General features: G+C 54.1%; 23 protein-coding genes, 1 other RNA gene and 1 pseudogene. 8 read left to right on the forward strand and 17 right to left on the reverse strand.

What is annotated here, in order from left to right:
* The 5 genes from WBM93_RS11400 to WBM93_RS11420 form a co-directional block, all read left to right on the forward strand.
* A partial coding sequence (locus WBM93_RS11400) for a M67 family metallopeptidase (protein WP_424431943.1) occupies positions 1-362 on the forward strand: 362 nt, incomplete at its 5' end.
* Positions 363-388: 26 nt separating this feature from the next.
* Positions 389-1030: a histidine phosphotransferase family protein gene (locus WBM93_RS11405; RefSeq protein ID WP_424431944.1), complete on the forward strand. Its 642-nt coding sequence runs from the start codon at positions 389-391 to the stop codon at positions 1028-1030.
* Between the two features lie 21 nt (positions 1031-1051).
* A complete protein-coding gene (locus WBM93_RS11410; protein ID WP_424431945.1) occupies positions 1052-1744 on the forward strand; it encodes an N-acetylmuramoyl-L-alanine amidase in 693 nt (230 codons plus the stop codon).
* 6 nt (positions 1745-1750) lie between these two features.
* Positions 1751-2132, forward strand: an RNA gene (rnpB, locus tag WBM93_RS11415) — RNase P RNA component class A.
* A gap of 46 nt (positions 2133-2178) precedes the next feature.
* A complete protein-coding gene (locus WBM93_RS11420) occupies positions 2179-2715 on the forward strand; it encodes a DnaJ domain-containing protein (RefSeq protein WP_424431946.1) in 537 nt (178 codons plus the stop codon).
* Positions 2716-2859: 144 nt separating this feature from the next.
* Here WBM93_RS11420 and WBM93_RS11425 read toward each other — a convergent pair whose 3' ends face one another.
* The 11 genes and pseudogenes from WBM93_RS11425 to WBM93_RS11475 all read right to left on the reverse strand — a co-directional run bounded on the left by WBM93_RS11425 (position 2860) and on the right by WBM93_RS11475 (position 6829).
* Complete coding sequence (locus WBM93_RS11425; protein ID WP_424431947.1) at positions 2860-3270, reverse strand: SufE family protein; 411 nt, start codon at positions 3268-3270, stop codon at positions 2860-2862.
* A gap of 132 nt (positions 3271-3402) precedes the next feature.
* Positions 3403-3633 (reverse strand): annotated as a pseudogene (locus tag WBM93_RS11430) (hypothetical protein).
* A gap of 30 nt (positions 3634-3663) precedes the next feature.
* Positions 3664-3924: a hypothetical protein gene (locus WBM93_RS11435; protein ID WP_424431949.1), complete on the reverse strand. Its 261-nt coding sequence runs from the start codon at positions 3922-3924 to the stop codon at positions 3664-3666.
* Between the two features lie 33 nt (positions 3925-3957).
* On the reverse strand, positions 3958-4212 hold the full coding sequence (locus WBM93_RS11440) for a hypothetical protein (protein WP_424431951.1): 255 nt from the start codon (positions 4210-4212) through the stop codon (positions 3958-3960).
* On the reverse strand, positions 4212-4475 hold the full coding sequence (locus tag WBM93_RS11445; protein ID WP_424431952.1) for a hypothetical protein: 264 nt from the start codon (positions 4473-4475) through the stop codon (positions 4212-4214). Before WBM93_RS11445 ends, WBM93_RS11440 begins: the two co-directional genes overlap by 1 nt.
* A gap of 14 nt (positions 4476-4489) precedes the next feature.
* Complete coding sequence (locus WBM93_RS11450) at positions 4490-4819, reverse strand: hypothetical protein (protein WP_424431954.1); 330 nt, start codon at positions 4817-4819, stop codon at positions 4490-4492.
* Positions 4819-5118, reverse strand: coding sequence for a hypothetical protein (locus WBM93_RS11455; RefSeq protein ID WP_424431956.1), 300 nt, complete (start codon positions 5116-5118; stop codon positions 4819-4821). Before WBM93_RS11455 ends, WBM93_RS11450 begins: the two co-directional genes overlap by 1 nt.
* Before the next feature lie 22 nt (positions 5119-5140).
* Positions 5141-5524 carry an envelope stress response membrane protein PspC gene (gene pspC / locus WBM93_RS11460; protein WP_424431958.1) on the reverse strand — a complete coding sequence of 128 codons (384 nt, stop codon included), beginning with the start codon at positions 5522-5524 and terminating at the stop codon, positions 5141-5143.
* Positions 5521-5829, reverse strand: a complete 309-nt coding sequence (gene pspB / locus WBM93_RS11465) for an envelope stress response membrane protein PspB (protein WP_424431960.1) — start codon at positions 5827-5829, stop codon at positions 5521-5523. Before pspB ends, pspC begins: the two co-directional genes overlap by 4 nt.
* On the reverse strand, positions 5829-6503 hold the full coding sequence (pspA, locus tag WBM93_RS11470; protein ID WP_424431962.1) for a phage shock protein PspA: 675 nt from the start codon (positions 6501-6503) through the stop codon (positions 5829-5831). The genes pspB and pspA overlap by 1 nt, the downstream gene beginning before the upstream one ends.
* A 149-nt stretch (positions 6504-6652) precedes the next feature.
* A complete protein-coding gene (locus WBM93_RS11475; RefSeq protein ID WP_424431964.1) occupies positions 6653-6829 on the reverse strand; it encodes a hypothetical protein in 177 nt (58 codons plus the stop codon).
* 161 nt (positions 6830-6990) lie between these two features.
* On the opposite strand from WBM93_RS11475, the gene pspF reads away from it, so the two are divergent.
* Positions 6991-8037: a phage shock protein operon transcriptional activator gene (gene pspF, locus WBM93_RS11480; protein WP_424431980.1), complete on the forward strand. Its 1047-nt coding sequence runs from the start codon at positions 6991-6993 to the stop codon at positions 8035-8037.
* A 47-nt stretch (positions 8038-8084) separates the two neighbouring features.
* Here pspF and WBM93_RS11485 read toward each other — a convergent pair whose 3' ends face one another.
* Entirely contained in the window at positions 8085-8648 is a 564-nt protein-coding gene (locus WBM93_RS11485) for a urate hydroxylase PuuD (RefSeq protein WP_424431966.1), read from the reverse strand.
* Positions 8649-8828: 180 nt separating this feature from the next.
* Here WBM93_RS11485 and WBM93_RS11490 point away from each other — a divergent pair, with 180 nt between their 5' ends.
* Positions 8829-9434 carry a superoxide dismutase gene (locus WBM93_RS11490; protein ID WP_424431968.1) on the forward strand — a complete coding sequence of 202 codons (606 nt, stop codon included), beginning with the start codon at positions 8829-8831 and terminating at the stop codon, positions 9432-9434.
* 18 nt (positions 9435-9452) lie between these two features.
* On the opposite strand, the gene WBM93_RS11495 is transcribed toward WBM93_RS11490, so the two are convergent.
* The 5 genes from WBM93_RS11495 to WBM93_RS11515 form a co-directional block, all read right to left on the reverse strand.
* The gene (locus WBM93_RS11495; protein WP_424431970.1) at positions 9453-10091 is read right to left on the reverse strand and encodes an inner membrane-spanning protein YciB; all 639 of its coding nucleotides are present in this window, start codon (positions 10089-10091) and stop codon (positions 9453-9455) included.
* Positions 10088-11017, reverse strand: a complete 930-nt coding sequence (gene ftsY / locus WBM93_RS11500; protein ID WP_424431972.1) for a signal recognition particle-docking protein FtsY — start codon at positions 11015-11017, stop codon at positions 10088-10090. Before ftsY ends, WBM93_RS11495 begins: the two co-directional genes overlap by 4 nt.
* Positions 11014-12279 (reverse strand): tRNA (N(6)-L-threonylcarbamoyladenosine(37)-C(2))-methylthiotransferase MtaB, encoded by a 1266-nt coding sequence (gene mtaB / locus WBM93_RS11505; RefSeq protein ID WP_424431974.1) that lies wholly within the window; start codon positions 12277-12279, stop codon positions 11014-11016. Before mtaB ends, ftsY begins: the two co-directional genes overlap by 4 nt.
* Positions 12276-13079, reverse strand: coding sequence for a diaminopimelate epimerase (dapF, locus tag WBM93_RS11510; protein WP_424431982.1), 804 nt, complete (start codon positions 13077-13079; stop codon positions 12276-12278). The genes mtaB and dapF overlap by 4 nt, the downstream gene beginning before the upstream one ends.
* A gap of 74 nt (positions 13080-13153) precedes the next feature.
* Complete coding sequence (locus WBM93_RS11515; protein WP_424431976.1) at positions 13154-14827, reverse strand: putative bifunctional diguanylate cyclase/phosphodiesterase; 1674 nt, start codon at positions 14825-14827, stop codon at positions 13154-13156.
* Between the two features lie 259 nt (positions 14828-15086).
* Here WBM93_RS11515 and ffh point away from each other — a divergent pair.
* Positions 15087-16113 (forward strand): signal recognition particle protein (ffh, locus tag WBM93_RS11520; protein WP_424431978.1); only part of this gene is annotated, 1027 nt, incomplete at its 3' end.

A 16113-nucleotide genomic window follows, 5' to 3' on the forward strand; every position in this document is an offset into this window, starting at 1 on the left:
AAATCTGCGGAATTCTCTTTGGTCGCGATGGCCGGGTGAGCGGCTATCGTGCTGCGAAAAATGTTGCTGATGATCCCTGCCGGCATTTCGAGATTGATCAGGCGATACTCATCGCGGCCGAGCGGGAACAGCGGGGAGGGCGTGCGCCCATTCTCGGTTATTATCATTCGCATCCCTACGGAACAGTAGTGCCTTCGGTGACCGACGCCGAAAGCGCCGCCCCGGATGGCAGGGTCTGGTTGATTTTGAATGGCGAGGACGCTGCTGCATGGCTGAGCGTCGACAATGGCGAAATATATGGCCGTTTCGACGCAATGATGCTTGATTGCTCGGGAGCAAAAGGCCAAACAGCCGCGGAATAGAAATCACAGTTTAAGGGCGCGTTTATATGTCGAATAGTGAAGTTGACCTGGCATCTCTGCTTTGTTCGAAAATTTGCCATGATCTGCTGAGCCCAGTGGGAGCCATCAACAATGGTCTCGAATTGCTGGAAGACGAGACCGATCCGGTCATGCGTGACCGGTGCATGGATCTGCTGGCCGACAGCGCCAGGGTTTCGGCAGACAAGCTGAAGTATTTTCGCCTCGCATTTGGCGCAGCTGGCGGTTTTGGTGACGACGTCGATCCTGCAGAGGCGCGTCAGCTGATCGAATCACTGATCGGGGATTCGGGAAAAATCACTCTGGGCTGGGCATTGCAAAGCGAGGCCCTGCCGAAAAAGGCGATCAAAATCCTGCTTAACCTGGCCCTGATTGCAAAAGAATCTCTGGTCAGGGGTGGCACTTTGGATATCGGCGCGGAAAAAGGCGACCTGGGTATTGAAGTTGTCGTCCGGGCAGAAGGCACCAAGATCGCGCTGGATAGTGGCATCCGGACCGCTCTGGATGGCACGATTGAGCCGGTTGATCTCAGCGCCCGGACCGCGGCTGCCTGGATGACCCGTGAACTGGCGTTGCAAAATGGAGGGGATTTAAGGATTTCCCCTGCATCCGCGACAGAATTGCTTCTGGGTGCTATTGTCACCGCCTGAGTTAGAAAAGGGAGGCCTTTCATGGATGTGATTTGGACACCGTCTCCCAATTTTGACGAACGCAGTTTGCCAGTCAGCATATTGGTGATGCATTACACCGGGATGAAAGATGCGGCGTCCGCGATCAACTGGCTGGCCAATCCTGAATCGAAAGTGTCGGCGCATTATGTCGTGACCGAGGATGGCCAGGTAGTCCAGATGGTCGACGAGGAAAAACGCGGATGGCACGCCGGTCGCGGATATTGGCGAGGCATCACCGATTTGAACAGCGCCAGCATCGGCATCGAGATCGTTAATCCGGGCCACGAATGGGGCTATGTCCGGTTTCCGGAGGAACAGATGGATGCGGTAACCCGGCTTGCTCATTCAATTGTGAAGCGTCACGCCATCACTCCATCAAACGTCATCGGGCACAGCGATCTTGCACCCGGTCGCAAGCAGGATCCGGGTGAGCTATTTGACTGGGAGCGTCTGGCCCGTCACGGCATTGCGCTGAAAAAGCCGGCACTGAAATTGACCGATCCGCCGTGGACCGACAGTGGGTTCATGCTGGCGCTGGAACGTTTCGGTTATGATATTTCCGACCAGACCGCGGCGGTCGTCGCCTTTCAAAGGCGTTTTCGGCAAAAAAACATCGATGGCGTGATCGACGGCGAATGCCGGTCGCTGCTTTTGTCTTTAATGTTGGACAGAGAGCGCGGAATCACTAAATAGGACGCACCAGAGGGTCGGCCAGCCGTCCGCCGGAGCTTAGCGAAGGCGGAAGGAAAGTCCGGGCTCCACGATTAAAAGGTGCCGGATAACGTCCGGCGGGGGCAACCCTAGGGAAAGTGCAACAGAAAGCAGGTCGCGACGACTTCGGTCACGTGACAATGAAAGGGTGCGGTAAGAGCGCACCGCGGGACTGGCAACAGGCCTGGCATGGTAAACCCCACCTGGAGCAAAACCAAATAGGGGCGGCATATGGCTTTTTCGGCTTGCTGCCCGGGTTGGTTGCTAGAGCCGCGCAGCAATGCATGGCCCAGATGAATGGCTGGCTATCCCGCCGAAGCTTTATGCGGAGGAGGGTGGACAGAACCCGGCTTACAGACCCTCTGGTATTATCTTAGCGGTAGAACTCGCAGGATTCCTCTGATAGAATAGGGCCTATGCCGAAAGCAAAACGATCCGATAATTGGGGTTTTCCCCGCTGGGGAAGCTATGAAAGCTCCCGTGAAACGCAGCAGGTCAAGATTTGTGACCGACACGGCTGCGATGAAGCGGGCAGCTGTCCCGCGCCGAAATCTCCCAACAGTCCCGAACGCTGGTATTTTTGCCAGACCCACGCAGGCGAATATAACCGCGGATGGGATTATTTCGAGGGGCTCGACAAGGAAGAGCGCAAGAAGCGCGAAGCCGACGAGCAGCGCGACGCCAATGCCTATCAGGAAGCCGCGCATTACAGCTGGATGGGTTCCGGCGACGGTAGCCGGTCACGCGATGAGATGACGGCGCTGGAAATCTTTGACCTGACCCCTGACGTCGAATTTGAATCGGTGAAAAAAGCATGGCGGTCGATGGCCAAAGAATATCATCCCGACGTCAATCCCGGCGATGCCGATGCTGCCAAGAAATTCCAGGCAGCGCAGGCTGCCTTTGATGTTTTGCGTATTGCCGAAGAGCGGCGAGTCTGGAAACCGATCTAGTTTTCCTGCGAAGGCAGGAATCCATCTCGTGAAATTGCGACGATCACAAACTTTGAAATGGTCACCAGTCGATAGATTAGTGCGGAAATTTGAAATTCTCCGAGATTGCAGGCCGGGAGATGGACCCCAGCCTTCGCAGGGGCACTAGTTGCTTTGCAGTCGCGACGCGGTCTCTTGAATTAGTCCGATCATGTTGGGTATGCCCTGGGTACGGTTTGAACTCAGTTGATTCTTCAGATCAAAAGGTTCGAGCACGGCCGCAATGTCGGTATCGGTAATTTTCTCGGCGGCCTGATCCTGAACGGTTTCAAGCACCAGTGCGATAATGCCTTTGGTGATCGCGGCATTGCTGTCGGCCAGAAAATGCAGGCGCCCATCATCCAGCTGCGTCGGATAAACCCAGACTGAGGCTGAGCAGCCACGGACCAATGTCGCATCGGTTTTGAGCGCGTCCGGCATGTCATCAAGCTCTTTGCCGAGATCGATCAGCAGCCGATAGCGATCATCGGGTTCGAGAAATTCATATTCTTCGATCAGGTCGTCAATTTTGCTCATGGGGAGGGCGGTTAGCAGGGCTTTGTCAAAAGGTCATCTGTTTAAAGGATATCCGTTCGTCCTGAGCTTGTCGAAGGGTTGGTTCCGCGCGCAGTTCAGTGATTCGACAAGCTCGGCACGAACGGTATATTCCTAAAGCTCGACACCCGCCGCGATGGCTTCCAGTTTGCGGATCCGTTCCTTGAGATCCGCGACCTCGATCCGCGATGTTGCGGTGGGCGGATTATCCTCGCGCCGCTGCTATATTTCGCGGGATTTGAGGGCAATCCAGTCGCGCCATCCACGCAGCGTAACCAGAGCGACGACCGTTAGCCCAATCAGCGAAAAGGCTGCGGTTATCAGATAAAAAGCAGGTTCTTGCATCATGCTTGTCCTTCTACTTTCTCGACCGGGTTAGCGGTCGCGCAATTTTTCAATCTCTTGTTCCAGTTCACGGGCGCCACGATCATCGGTGGCAATTTTTTCGAGAACGGCGACGCGTTCCTTGAGATATTTGACCTCTTCCTTCAGTCGTCCTGCATCGGGATCTCTGGTGATCATCGCATTGCCGTTTTTATCTTCGGCAATTCCGTGTTGCGCGCGGTAGCGCGTGCTGAGCACTTTCCCGATCGTGATGACGATGATGATAGCAACCACCATTTCAAATGGATTCATTTCAACACTCCCTCCGGTCCGCGCGGAACCTGATTAGCGGTCGCGCAATTGTTCAATTTCACTTTCCAGTTGCTTCGTGCTGTGACCATCGGTTGTGATCTGTTCCAGCACCGCGACACGGTCTTTTAGATATTTCATCTCCTGACGCAGACGCTCCGCATCAGGGTCGTTCGCTCCGGGAAACTCCCCGCGCATTTTGATCAGCTTGCGCTGGTGGCTTGTCCAGATCGCAAAGCCGGCAACGGCAAAGGCTCCAAATGGGATAAGCAGAGCTAAGATACCTTCCATCAGTTCAATTCCTTTGTTTCTTGCGCATCACGCAGATTTTCGATTTGCGTTGAGACATCGAAACCCTTGTCGGTGACGATCCGCTCCAGTACCCTGACGCGCTGTTCGAGATCCTGGTTGACGACAGCATATTGTGCTGCTTTTTCGGCGGATATCACAGACTGCTTGTCCATCATTTTCTGTTGATGATTGGTCCAGATTGCAAAGGCCCCAATCGCCATGCCTACAAAGGGTATCATCAAGCCGATATATTCCATTGGCATAATTCCGCCCCTTTCTAATTGGTGCGCTTGTCGCGCAGTTGCTCGATTTCCTGAGTGAGCCGGTGGCTGTCATCGGTGACAATCCGTTCAACATTGCCGAGACGGTCTTTCACCGACCCCAATTCGGCACGAAGTTCGGCGTTCTCGTTGGTCAGCAGTTTGACGCGTTCCACGGCTTCCTGATCGGTCTTGGGATAGACGGACTTGCCCCATTGGGTTTCCAGGGGATAGCCGTTCTTGATCCGCATCCAGGTGGTTGCAACCCAGCCGACGGTGATCGCGATGGCACCAAGCGCCAAAAAGGGAGCAATCTCGGCAAACATCGCCACTTTATCCGGATCCATCAGTTCTTCTCCCGCAAGGCTTCAATTTCGTCGGCGGTGCGTTTGGCGGGATCGGTAGCGATCCGTTCGAGCACCTGAAGCCGTTCCTGAAGCCGGTCGATTTTTCCGACCAGTTCTTCATTCTCGTTGGATAGCAGTTCGATCTTGCGTTGCTCGTCCGGATTGGCCTTCGCGGTTTTGCCGCCCCATTCATCTTCCAGTTCATAGCCATGTTTGGCTCTTACCCAGTTGTTGATGATCCAACCTCCATATGACAGAGCGATGATCGCAAGTACAAATTGCGGGCTTCCCCAATCCATATCCATTCTCCCGTTTCAGCGCTTAGCGCAGATTTTCTATTTCGTTAGACAGCGTGGTGTTCTTGCTGGTGTAGTAGAGTTCCATATCGGCCAGCTTTCGGTCAATTTCCCGGACCCGTGACTTGATATCGCGGCTCGTCCGACGGGGCGATTGTCTGACGCCTTGCCAGAACTTGGTGTCTTCAGGATCACTCAAATACATTCCTACCGGCTTCGGGTCGGATATTTTGGCTGCGATCCAATATGCTATCAGCGTCCACGGAAAGGCGAAGGTTACAGTTGCCACGATCGCTGCAAAACGGACCCAGGCTACGTTTATGCCGGTGTAGTCGGCAATCCCGGCACAGACACCGCTCCATTTTGCGCGTTTTTTGTCGAGATAGAATTTGGTGCGAGAGGAGCTCATGAGGGGTGCCTTTCTTTTTTCAGAAGCTCGTCAAAATTTTCGAGCGACGGGGCGGGGTCAGTGGTTGGAGACGGAAGACCGGATTGACGCCAGTCAGGGTTGTCCGCTGCCATTATGCGTTCGATGGTTTCCATCCGGTCATCCAGACGACGTGCCATATGGTGCAATTCTTCCAACAGATTTTCATCTTCATTGGTAATTGTCGCCGCGGTTTTCCATTTTGTCACATAGTGGAAAATCAACCATGGCAGACCAATGAACAAAGTGCCCATGACGATGGGTATGATGATGAATTCTTCCTGCATTATGCGTCACCTTTTTTCATAGCGGCCTTCATGGCCTCCAGTTCTTCGTCGACCTTGTCGCTGGATTCGAGCGCAGCGATCTGGTTTTCCAGGCTCTGCGGTTCTCCGCCCATATTCAGCGAGTCGGCCCGGCCTTCTGCAAAATCTACCTGACGTTCGAGATATTCAAAGCGGGAGAAGGCATCCTGCACCTTGTCGCCATTATATAGTTCGCGCAGCTTGACGCGATTTTCAGCACTTTCGAGACGGTTGACCAGGCTGCTCTGGCGCGAGCGGGCTTCCTGCAGTTTCTTCTGCAATTTCGCGATGTCACCCTCTGACGCACGGAGCGCATCATCAAGGACCTGAATTTCTGCTTTCAGCTGATCCGCCATATCGGCAGCCTTGCGCCTTTCAACCAGAGCGGCCTTGGCGAGATCTTCACGATCCTTGGACAGCGCCAGCTGTGCTTTCTCGCTCCAGTCCTCTGTGAGGTGATCGAGCTTGTCGATATGGCGGCGCATTTCTTTCTGGTCGGCAATCGTACGGGCAGCGGAGGCGCGAACTTCAACCAGTGTTTCCTCCATTTCCAGAATGATCATGCGGATCATTTTTGAAGGGTCTTCCGCCTTGTCCAGCATGTCGGTCACATTGGCGGCGATGATATCGCGTGTTCTTGAAAAAATACCAGCCATGTACATACTCCGGTTGCGTCTGTGGTTGTGTTTAAACTTGTTGGAGCCTTCGCTCCAGTCCTGTTCTACATCATCCTGTTGAATTTCAAAAGGTGGCCGGGACTTGACTTCGGCAAGGGGGAATGAAGTGGTCCCGGCCATTTTGTCTGTCATGCCCGATAACCGAGGTTGATCACGCTGACAGGTGGGGAAGCGATTTGGGTGCTGGGGATCGTGCCTTCGGCCTGTGCAGGTCCGACCGAACTGATCAGGATTGTCACGCCGAAGAGCAGGATCGAGATGATCGCGGAAACATCGGTGCGGCTCAATTTGTTCAGTGCTGGCATGTTTTCCTCCGGTATGTGGTGTGTTTCGTATATGAAGCCTACATTGCAGAAGCCGTGCCAAACCAGTTAAAGTATTGAATAATATAGATATAGTGATTTTGTCACCAAGATGAACATGGTATTAATTGCTATTTAATGGGAATTGACGCTATATATTGGCCATGGAACGTGATGGTCAATTTGTCGGGGAATCGGGCGCGTTTCTCGATGCAGTAGAAAAAGCCAGCCGGGCGGCGCCATTGGACCGCCCGGTCCTTGTAGTCGGTGAACGCGGAACCGGCAAGGAACTCATCGCAGAACGTCTGCACCGGCTCAGCTTGCGCTGGGATGGCCCGTTCATCACCCTCAATTGCGCGGCGATGCCGGAGACCCTGCTCGAAGCGGAATTATTCGGCCATGAAGCAGGCGCCTTTACAGGCGCAACCAAGGCACGGGCAGGGCGGTTTGAGGAAGCTGATGGTGGTACATTATTCCTCGACGAACTGGGAACTCTGTCAACCGGGGCGCAGGAGAGACTGCTGCGAGCGGTCGAATATGGCGAGATCACGAGGATCGGTTCATCGAGACCGCAGCGCGTGGATGTTCGCATCGTCGCGGCAACCAACGCCGATTTGCCAAAAATGGCGCTCGAAAAATCCTTTCGTGCTGACTTGCTCGACCGCCTGTCCTTCGAAGTCGTCACACTACCACCGCTCCGATATCGGGAAGGCGATATTCCGGTGCTGGTCGACTATTTCGGCCGCCGGATGGCAGCGGAACTAGAGTGGCCATCCTGGCCCGGTTTCGGACGTCTCGCATCAGAAGCGCTGAACCGTCACGACTGGCCAGGCAATGTCCGGGAATTGCGCAATGTAGTCGAACGTGCGGTTTATCAATGGAATGACCATTCAATATCGGTTGATCATGTCGTATTCGATCCCTTTGAATCTCCCTGGAAGCCAAGGCAGCGCAAGGATACGTCTGAAACCGAACCGACTGCGCAGCCGACCGGGGATGCCCTGCCGGTACCCGCCGCGCCAGTCGCTACCGATGAGGTCTTCCCTGGCGTCGATGATATGAAAGCGGCGGTAGAAGCTTACGAAAAACGGATTTTGGAGACCGCACTGGCCAAGTCACGTTATAATCAGCGGCAGACTGCCAAGGCGCTAAACCTGACCTATGACCAGCTGCGTCATTCCCTGAAAAGGCATGATCTGCTGGGATCATAAAAAAGGGGGCCGCAAAGCCCCCTTTCATGCTTCCATGTCTTCCAGATTTATCCGGCGTTGGCATTTACCATTGCGTAAAACATCGGCAGTGAAAGTAGAACATTGGTCCGCGAGGCCATCAGCGCGATTTTTCCCGCTGCTGCTTTCTCGTCGGCTGTCGCTTCCACGATGCCGAGAACCTTTTTCTGTTTGGGCCAGATAATGAACCAGACATTGGCGGCCATGATGATGGCAATCCACATGCCGACACCGATCATCTGAAACGGGGCTTGAAGTGTCATCGCCTGATGAACCCATCCACTTGCCCAAGCAACGTAGAGGCCGGTAATCACGGTAAGCAAAGCAGCCCAGCGGAAGTAGAACAGGACTTTCGGTGCGATATGTTTGCCGACGGCGGGTTTCAGTTCGTCCGGGATGGTGGGCATCAGCGGCACCTGAACAAAGTTCAGATAATAGAGCAGGCCGATCCACAGTACGCCAAAGAACAAGTGAAGCCAGCGGCCGATCGCATTGCCCGTCACCATATCGCCATGCATTCCGAACATCAGCGCAAAAGCGGCAATCAGGCCGACAATCATCACTGCATTCAGATTCCCAAAAAACTTCGCCATTCTTCATCCCCCAAAGATATGTTTGTAATTAGGCCACAACATTATGACCGCTACCCCGCGATGTCACGAAAAAATGGATTTTTGACGGGACCACATGCCCAAAAGGACAATTGACCTTGCATCTTTTTCACTATTGAAGAGTTGAGGAAACATATCCCGTACCAATGGAGAAAAGATACTATGGCTTTTGAACTCCCCCCGCTTCCCTACGACAAATCCGCGTTTGGAGATTTGATCTCCGAAGCAACATTCAATTATCATCACGGCAAGCATCATAATGCCTACGTCAGCAAGACAAATGACGCGATTAAAGGCACGGATCATGAGGGCAAAAAACTGTCGCAGATCATCGAAGCCGCTGATGGAGGTCTGTTCAACAACGCAGCCCAGGTCTGGAACCACAGTTTCTACTGGCTTTGCCTGTCGCCCGAAAAAAAGCAAATTACCGGCGGACTGAAAGACCGTCTGGAAAGCACATTTGGTTCGATCGACGCTTTCAAATCGAAATTCAAGGATGAGGCGACCGGCCATTTCGCCAGTGGCTGGGCCTGGCTGGTACTGGACGGAGATGATCTGAAGATCACCTCCTACCATGACGCCGATACGCCGGTTGCCCACGGCGTCAAACCTGTGCTGACGCTCGATGTCTGGGAACATGCCTATTATCTGGATTACCAGAATGCGCGTCCGGACTATGTTTCAGCGTTGCTCGATAATGCAATAGACTGGGACTTCGTCGCCCTAAATCTGGATGGTGACGGCGTCAGCCGCGCAGATCAGGGCTAGAAGCAAAAAATATGCAGTTTAAGCCGCGTCCTGACCGTCGGGACGCGGTTTTTCCTCGACAGAGAAACCATGTTTGATCAGCATCGGAATATTGGCCATCGCGAACAGGAACGAGAGGGCAGGCACGCCCCAAACCTTGAGCGTGAGCCACCAGTCAAAACTCAGTGTCGCGACCATCAACTCGTTTATCGCAGCCATAGACGCAAAGAATATCGCCCAGTTCCGGGACAATTTCAGCCAGCCTTCATCGGTCAGGCCTTCAAAAGCCGCCTGCAGCAGGCTTTTCAGCATGGCTTTGCCACGCAACAATCCACCGAACAATATCACTGCGAATCCCGTATAAATAATCGTCGGTTTGTGCTGGATGAAACGGGGATCGTTAAAATATATCGTCAGGGCGCCAAACCCAAGGATCAAAATCGCCGACATCCACATCATCGGTGAAATCTTGCCCAATTTCCATTTGGCCACGATCATCGCGATGACGATCGCAATCATGAAGGCGACGGTGCCATAGATAGCCGAAGTGACCGGACTGCCTTCCGGCGCGCCAAATTTATACACCAGAAAGAAAATCAACAGAGGTCCGAAATCCAGCGCGAAGCTCAAGCCCCTGTGTTCTTTTGGAATTTCTTCAATCGCGGTGTCTTCGGTCATTTTTCTGTCCCGGCTATAGCTGCTGCCAAATCCTCGGCCTTGAATGGCCTCAAGTCTTCTACGGTTTCGCCGATTCCGATCGCGTGGATTGGCAAACCAAATTGCTTCGCTGCAGCCACCAGCACCCCGCCGCGCGCGGTACCGTCCAGTTTGGTCATCACAATTCCGGTAACCTTGGCCACGTCGCGAAACACCTCTATCTGCGAGAGCGCATTTTGTCCGGTGGTCGCGTCCAGCACCAATACGACATTATGCGGAGCTTCCGGATTGAGCCGACCCAGTACGCGCCGGATCTTGTCGAGTTCGTCCATCAACTCGGTTCGGTTCTGCAGGCGTCCTGCTGTATCAACGATTAACACATCGATCCCGGTTGCAGTGGCCTGTTTGACGCCCTCATATACAATACTGGCGCTGTCGCCGCCCTGAGGCCCGCTGATGATCGGGACCCCCAGTCGTTCCGCCCAGATTTTCAGTTGGCCGATTGCCGCTGCACGGAACGTGTCGCCAGCCGCCAGCATGACCCCATAATCCTGTTCCAGAAAAAGATGGGCCAGTTTGGCAATGGTAGTGGTTTTGCCCGATCCATTGACGCCGATCACCAATATGACCTGCGGGCGCGGAAATGCATCGATTTCCAGCGGTATTGCGACCGGTTCCAATATCGCGGCTATTTCGCGCTGGATGATTTCCTTGACGGCATGCTCGCTCAGACCTTTTTCAAATCGCTCGACTGCGAGCTTTTCCCGAATGGATGCTGCGGTAGCCGGGCCGAGATCGGACATGATCAGCGCATCTTCAATGTCATCAAGCGTCGCTTCATCCAGCTTGGCCTTGGTTACCAGGCCCGCCAGATTTTCCGTCAGCCGCGAAGATGTTTTCCCGAAACCGCCAAACAGACGATCTTTCCAACTGCTATTTTCGGTCACCCTGCCACCCTGCCAATCAATTGTTCATTGTTGATGCCCGTTATGTCGACTGCAACAATCTGACCTTTGCTGACAGAGCCTTCGATCTGAATACGGGCAAAATTCTCGGAGTAACCGGCATCACCCGACATCTCCGCGAGTATCGACTGTCTAGACCCAACCAGGGACCGGCGCCATGACTGAGCACGTTGCGCTACTGTTTCGCGCAATGTCTTTGCTCGGCTCTTGATCACCTGTCCGTCAACCTGCGGCATTTTTTCCGCTGGCGTGCCCTGTTTTGGCGAATAGGGAAAAATATGGCCATGAACGACATCGCATTGCTCGATGATCGACCGGCTATTGGCAAACATGGCATCGGTTTCGGTCGGAAAACCGGCGATAATATCTGCGCCAATGGCAATTTCCGGTCGTTTGGCTTTGAGCCGCTCGACCAGAGCGATTGCCTGTTCCCGGCTGTGCCGCCGCTTCATCCGTTTCAGGATCATGTTGTCGCCCGACTGCAGCGACAGATGCACATGCGGCATGAGCCGCGATTCCTCGGTCAGTAATTGAAACAGCCGATCATCAATCTCGATACCGTCCAGAGACGAAAGCCGAAGCCTCGGCAGGGCCGGGACATGTTTCAAAATCCGTTCGATCAGCATGCCCAATGTCGGCTCTCCGGGCAGGTCAGGGCCATAGCTGGTGACATCGACGCCGGTCAGGACCACTTCCTGAAAGCCTTTGTCAACCAAGGCTTGAACCTGATCGACGACCAGGCCGGCGGGTACCGATCGGCTGTTACCCCGACCGAAAGGAATGATGCAGAACGTGCAGCGATGGTCACAACCATTCTGGATTTCAACAAAGGCGCGCGAGCGGTCGGCAAAGGCGCTGACCATGTGCGGAGCGGTTTCAGTGATCCGCATGATATCGGAAACGCGAATATCCGGACGGTTGCTTTGCAGGCCGAGTTTGAAATTGGAAACATCATATTTGTCGCCATTGCCGACCACGGCGCTGGTTTCCGGCATGGCCGCGAACATCGCAGGATCTATTTGTGCGGCGCAACCTGTAACGATGATATTTTTTTCCGGATTTGCTTTCTTCGCCCGACGGATGGTCTGGCGAGTCTGTCTCACCGCTTCATTGGTCACCGCGCAGCTGTTGACGATGATCAGATTATCACCGTCAATATTGCTGGCCGCTAGGTGCTGCCGCAAGGTCTCGCTTTCGGCTATATTGAGCCGGCACCCCATGCTGATCATTTCCGGAGCACTCATTCGAATTGGCTCCAGTCGGCTTCGCCTGAAAAGACATAGGTCGTGGGGCCTTGCATCTGGATCGATTTTCCAGCTTTCCAGCCGATGACAAGCGATCCGCCAGGCAATTCGACCTGTACCGGACTGTCGACCAAGCCGCGCTTGATCGCGGCAACCGCAGTGGCGCAGGCTCCGGTTCCGCAAGCCTGGGTCAGGCCGACGCCGCGTTCCCAGACACGCAAATGGATCACGCCGTCGATAATATGGGCGACATTGACGTTTACTTTTTCGGGAAATAGCGGGTCGACCTCGATCATCGGTCCCAACCGGTCAAGTTCTACAATCGCGCTATCGTCGATGAAAAAAATCACATGCGGATTGCCGACATTGACGGCGGCGGGGTTTTGCAAATCCTCCCAGCCAACCGGCATGTTGAGCGTGTCCATCGCATATCCAAGCGGAATCGCCTGCCATTCGAACCGGGGCTCGCCCATGTCGACGATCGCGCCATCTGCGGTCGCATTGCCAATGATGACGCCGCCTTTGGTTTCGATCCGGGTTTGGTCGCCGATCAGTTTGGCGACGCATCGGGCTGCGTTGCCGCAGGCTTCGACTTCACCGCCGTCGGCGTTGAATATTTGCATTCTGACATCGGCGATCTTGGAGGGCTGCAAGATAATCAATTGGTCACAGCCAATCCCGCTGTGCCGGTTTGCGATAGCTGCTGCCTTCGCACTAGTCATTTCCAGCGGTTTTTCGCGCGCATCGACAATGACAAAATCATTGCCCAATCCGTGCATTTTGTGAAAGCGTCCAGTCAACATGAGAGGCGATTTAGGGATGCAGTTCCCGCGAGTCCAGCAATTCGGCTAGCCATCGCGATCGGCGAGCAAGTCTAGGCGGTTTTTTGCTGACGGCTCTCGGCGCTAATTGAAGTGTTTGCTTCGGTCTGCTCCGCAGCGGCTGCTTTGACGCGGTTGGCGGGCAACAGATTGCGTCCAGCCAAAATCTCCCGGGTCTGCACGGCCGACAGCGGGTGGCCGTAATACCAGCCCTGGCCTTTGGCGCATCCAATGTTGCGCAACTCATTCTCGGTTTCTTTGTCCTCGACGCCTTCCGCCGTTATCGTCATGCCAAGACTCTCACCGAGTCCGGTTATCGCTTTGACAATTGCCTTACTCTCCGAATTCTGGAGTATCGACGTTACGAAGCTGCGGTCTATCTTTATCCGGTCAAAGGGCAGGGCGCGCAAGTGAGCGAGCGAGCTATAGCCGGTCCCGAAATCGTCGAGTGCAATCTTGATACCCTGGTTTTTTAAACTACCGATGATCGATTGCGCCAGGCTGAGATTCTCGAACAGCGAGCTCTCGGTAATTTCGATTTCGAGACGGTTTGCCGGAAATCCCGTTTCGACGAGGAGTTTGACAATTTTCTGAGCCAGCCACGGATCGAGCAACTGTATCGGTGAAATATTCACAGAAATTGTAAGGCCAGGATCCCAGTTTTTGGCGTCTTCGAACGACTGCCGCAATACGCTCATGGAAAGGTCGCCGATCATACCGGTTTCCTCGGCAATCGGGATAAATACGTCGGGAGATATCAGGCCTTGGGTCTTGGATTCCCAGCGACAAAGCATCTCGAAGCCGGTCAGCTTGCCGGTGGCAAGATCTACCTGTTGTTCATAATATGGTACAAACTCGTTCTTGGGAATGGCTGCGCGCATTTCTGTCTCGAGCGAATTGCGAATATGAAGTTCTTTTTCCATGATCTCGTCAAACCAGCAATGGCGGTTTCGCCCCTGCTTTTTTGAACTGTACATGGCAAGGTCTGCGTGGCGCATCAAGGCATCCACGTCCTCTGTGTCGGGCTCGTAGCGTGACATACCGATGGATGTGGTCACCACCAGATGCGTGCCATTTTCGACGATTGGACAAGCAATGGAGTCAATCAGATCATCTGCGATCCTCTCTACCATTTCCGGTTGCTCGGGATCAAAAATAAACGCGCAAGCAAATTCGTCCCCGCCAAGCCGCGCGAGCAGGTTGTTGGCCGGCACGGTATTTGCGATGCGCGCCGCGACCTGTTTGAGCACAATGTCACCGGCGCTATGACCATGGACATCATTGATAGTCTTGAAATTGTCGAGATCGAGCATCATGAACGCGATGCTTTTGTGCTTCCGCTGCGCCTCTTCAATCAAGTCGGTTGTTTTCTCACCAATGGTCCTGCGATTGAGCAATCCGGTCAATGGATCGGTAGCCGCCAGGGAATGTGCGCGTTGTTCAGCAACGGCCCTTTCCTCGATTTCCGTGGAAAGATCCTTGTAGCGGCGCCAACCAAACAGGATAAGCGCAATATTGAGCAAAAATGCCGAAGCGAGCATATTGTCGCCGCCCCGAGGCCGGCCGGAGAGGGAGGCGATAGCATCGGTTATCACCGTTCCGCCCGTGCCGATAAACATGAGGGTTGCGAAAATAACAATGATTCCGGTGACGACGTCGCGACCGATAGAAATTTTATAGTTAGTTTTTCTTAGTTTGACGCGCTGGTCGGCTTCTGGTCGAGCCATGATAGTTATCCCACTGTTACGGTCATAGCTGTAGCCCGAAAGTTCTCAATTTCTGGTTAACACCAACTCAATATTAGACAAAATCCACACTTGCGATAATCCGCGAACTGGCCTAATAGCGGCCAATAGAGGCAATGACTGCATTGCCGAATCAGTTTAGAGTTCGAAAAACTCACACGTCGGTCAGCGAGGTTTCGCCCACCGGCGCTTTTTGCGTTGGCCGGAAAAATGGCCATTTTGACGAGGGAAAGGCGGGTATATGTTTGATAAATTGAGCGACCGCCTTGGCGGAGTCTTTGACAAACTGCGCGGCCGCGGCGCGCTGCGGGAAGATGATGTTCGCGGCGCGATGCGGGAAGTGCGGATCGCGCTGCTCGAAGCGGATGTTGCGCTCCCGGTGGTCAAGGAATTCGTCGAAAAAGTCACCGAGAAAGCCGTCGGCCAGTCGGTACTCAAATCTGTCACTCCCGGCCAGCATGTGGTCAAGATCGTCAATGACGGTCTGGCCGAAATGCTCGGGTCGGAAGTCAGCGGGTTGGAATTGTCGGTCGCTCCCCCTGCCATTATTATGATGGTTGGTCTGCAGGGATCGGGTAAAACAACCACGACAGCGAAAATCGCCAAACGGCTGAAAGACAAAGACAATAAAAAGGTCATGATGGCCTCGCTCGATGTCAATCGCCCAGCCGCGCAGGAACAATTGGCGGTATTGGGCGAGCAGATAAACGCTGCCACCTTGCCGATTGTCGTAGGGCAGCAGCCGGTAGAGATCGCCAGGCGCGCATTGCAGGCGGCAAAATTGCAGGGATTTGATGTCTTGCTGCTGGATACTGCCGGACGTCTTCATGTCGATCAGCAATTGATGGACGAAATGAAGGCGGTCGCCGATATTTCGCAGCCGCAGGAAATCCTGCTGGTGGTCGATGCACTGACCGGTCAGGACGCCGTTAATGTTGCCCAGAACTTCTCCGAACAGGTCAATCTGAGTGGCGTTGTCCTCACCCGGATGGACGGCGATGCGCGGGGCGGTGCTGCGCTGTCGATGCGCGCGGTTACCGGCAAGCCGATCAAGTTCGTCGGTGTTGGCGAAAAAATCGACGCTCTGGAAGAATTTCATCCGGAACGCGTTGCGGGCCGGATACTCGGCATGGGCGATGTCGTCAGCCTGGTCGAAAAAGCGGCTCAGGTCGTCGACAAGGAAGAATCCGAAGCGCTCGCCGAGAAAATGCTCAAGGGCCAGTTCGATCTCAACGATCTGCGGTCCCAGTTGCGGCAGATGACCAAGA

The organism is Parasphingorhabdus sp. (assembly GCF_049667325.1).
In the GTDB taxonomy this organism is placed as follows: Bacteria; Pseudomonadota; Alphaproteobacteria; order Sphingomonadales; family Sphingomonadaceae; genus Parasphingorhabdus.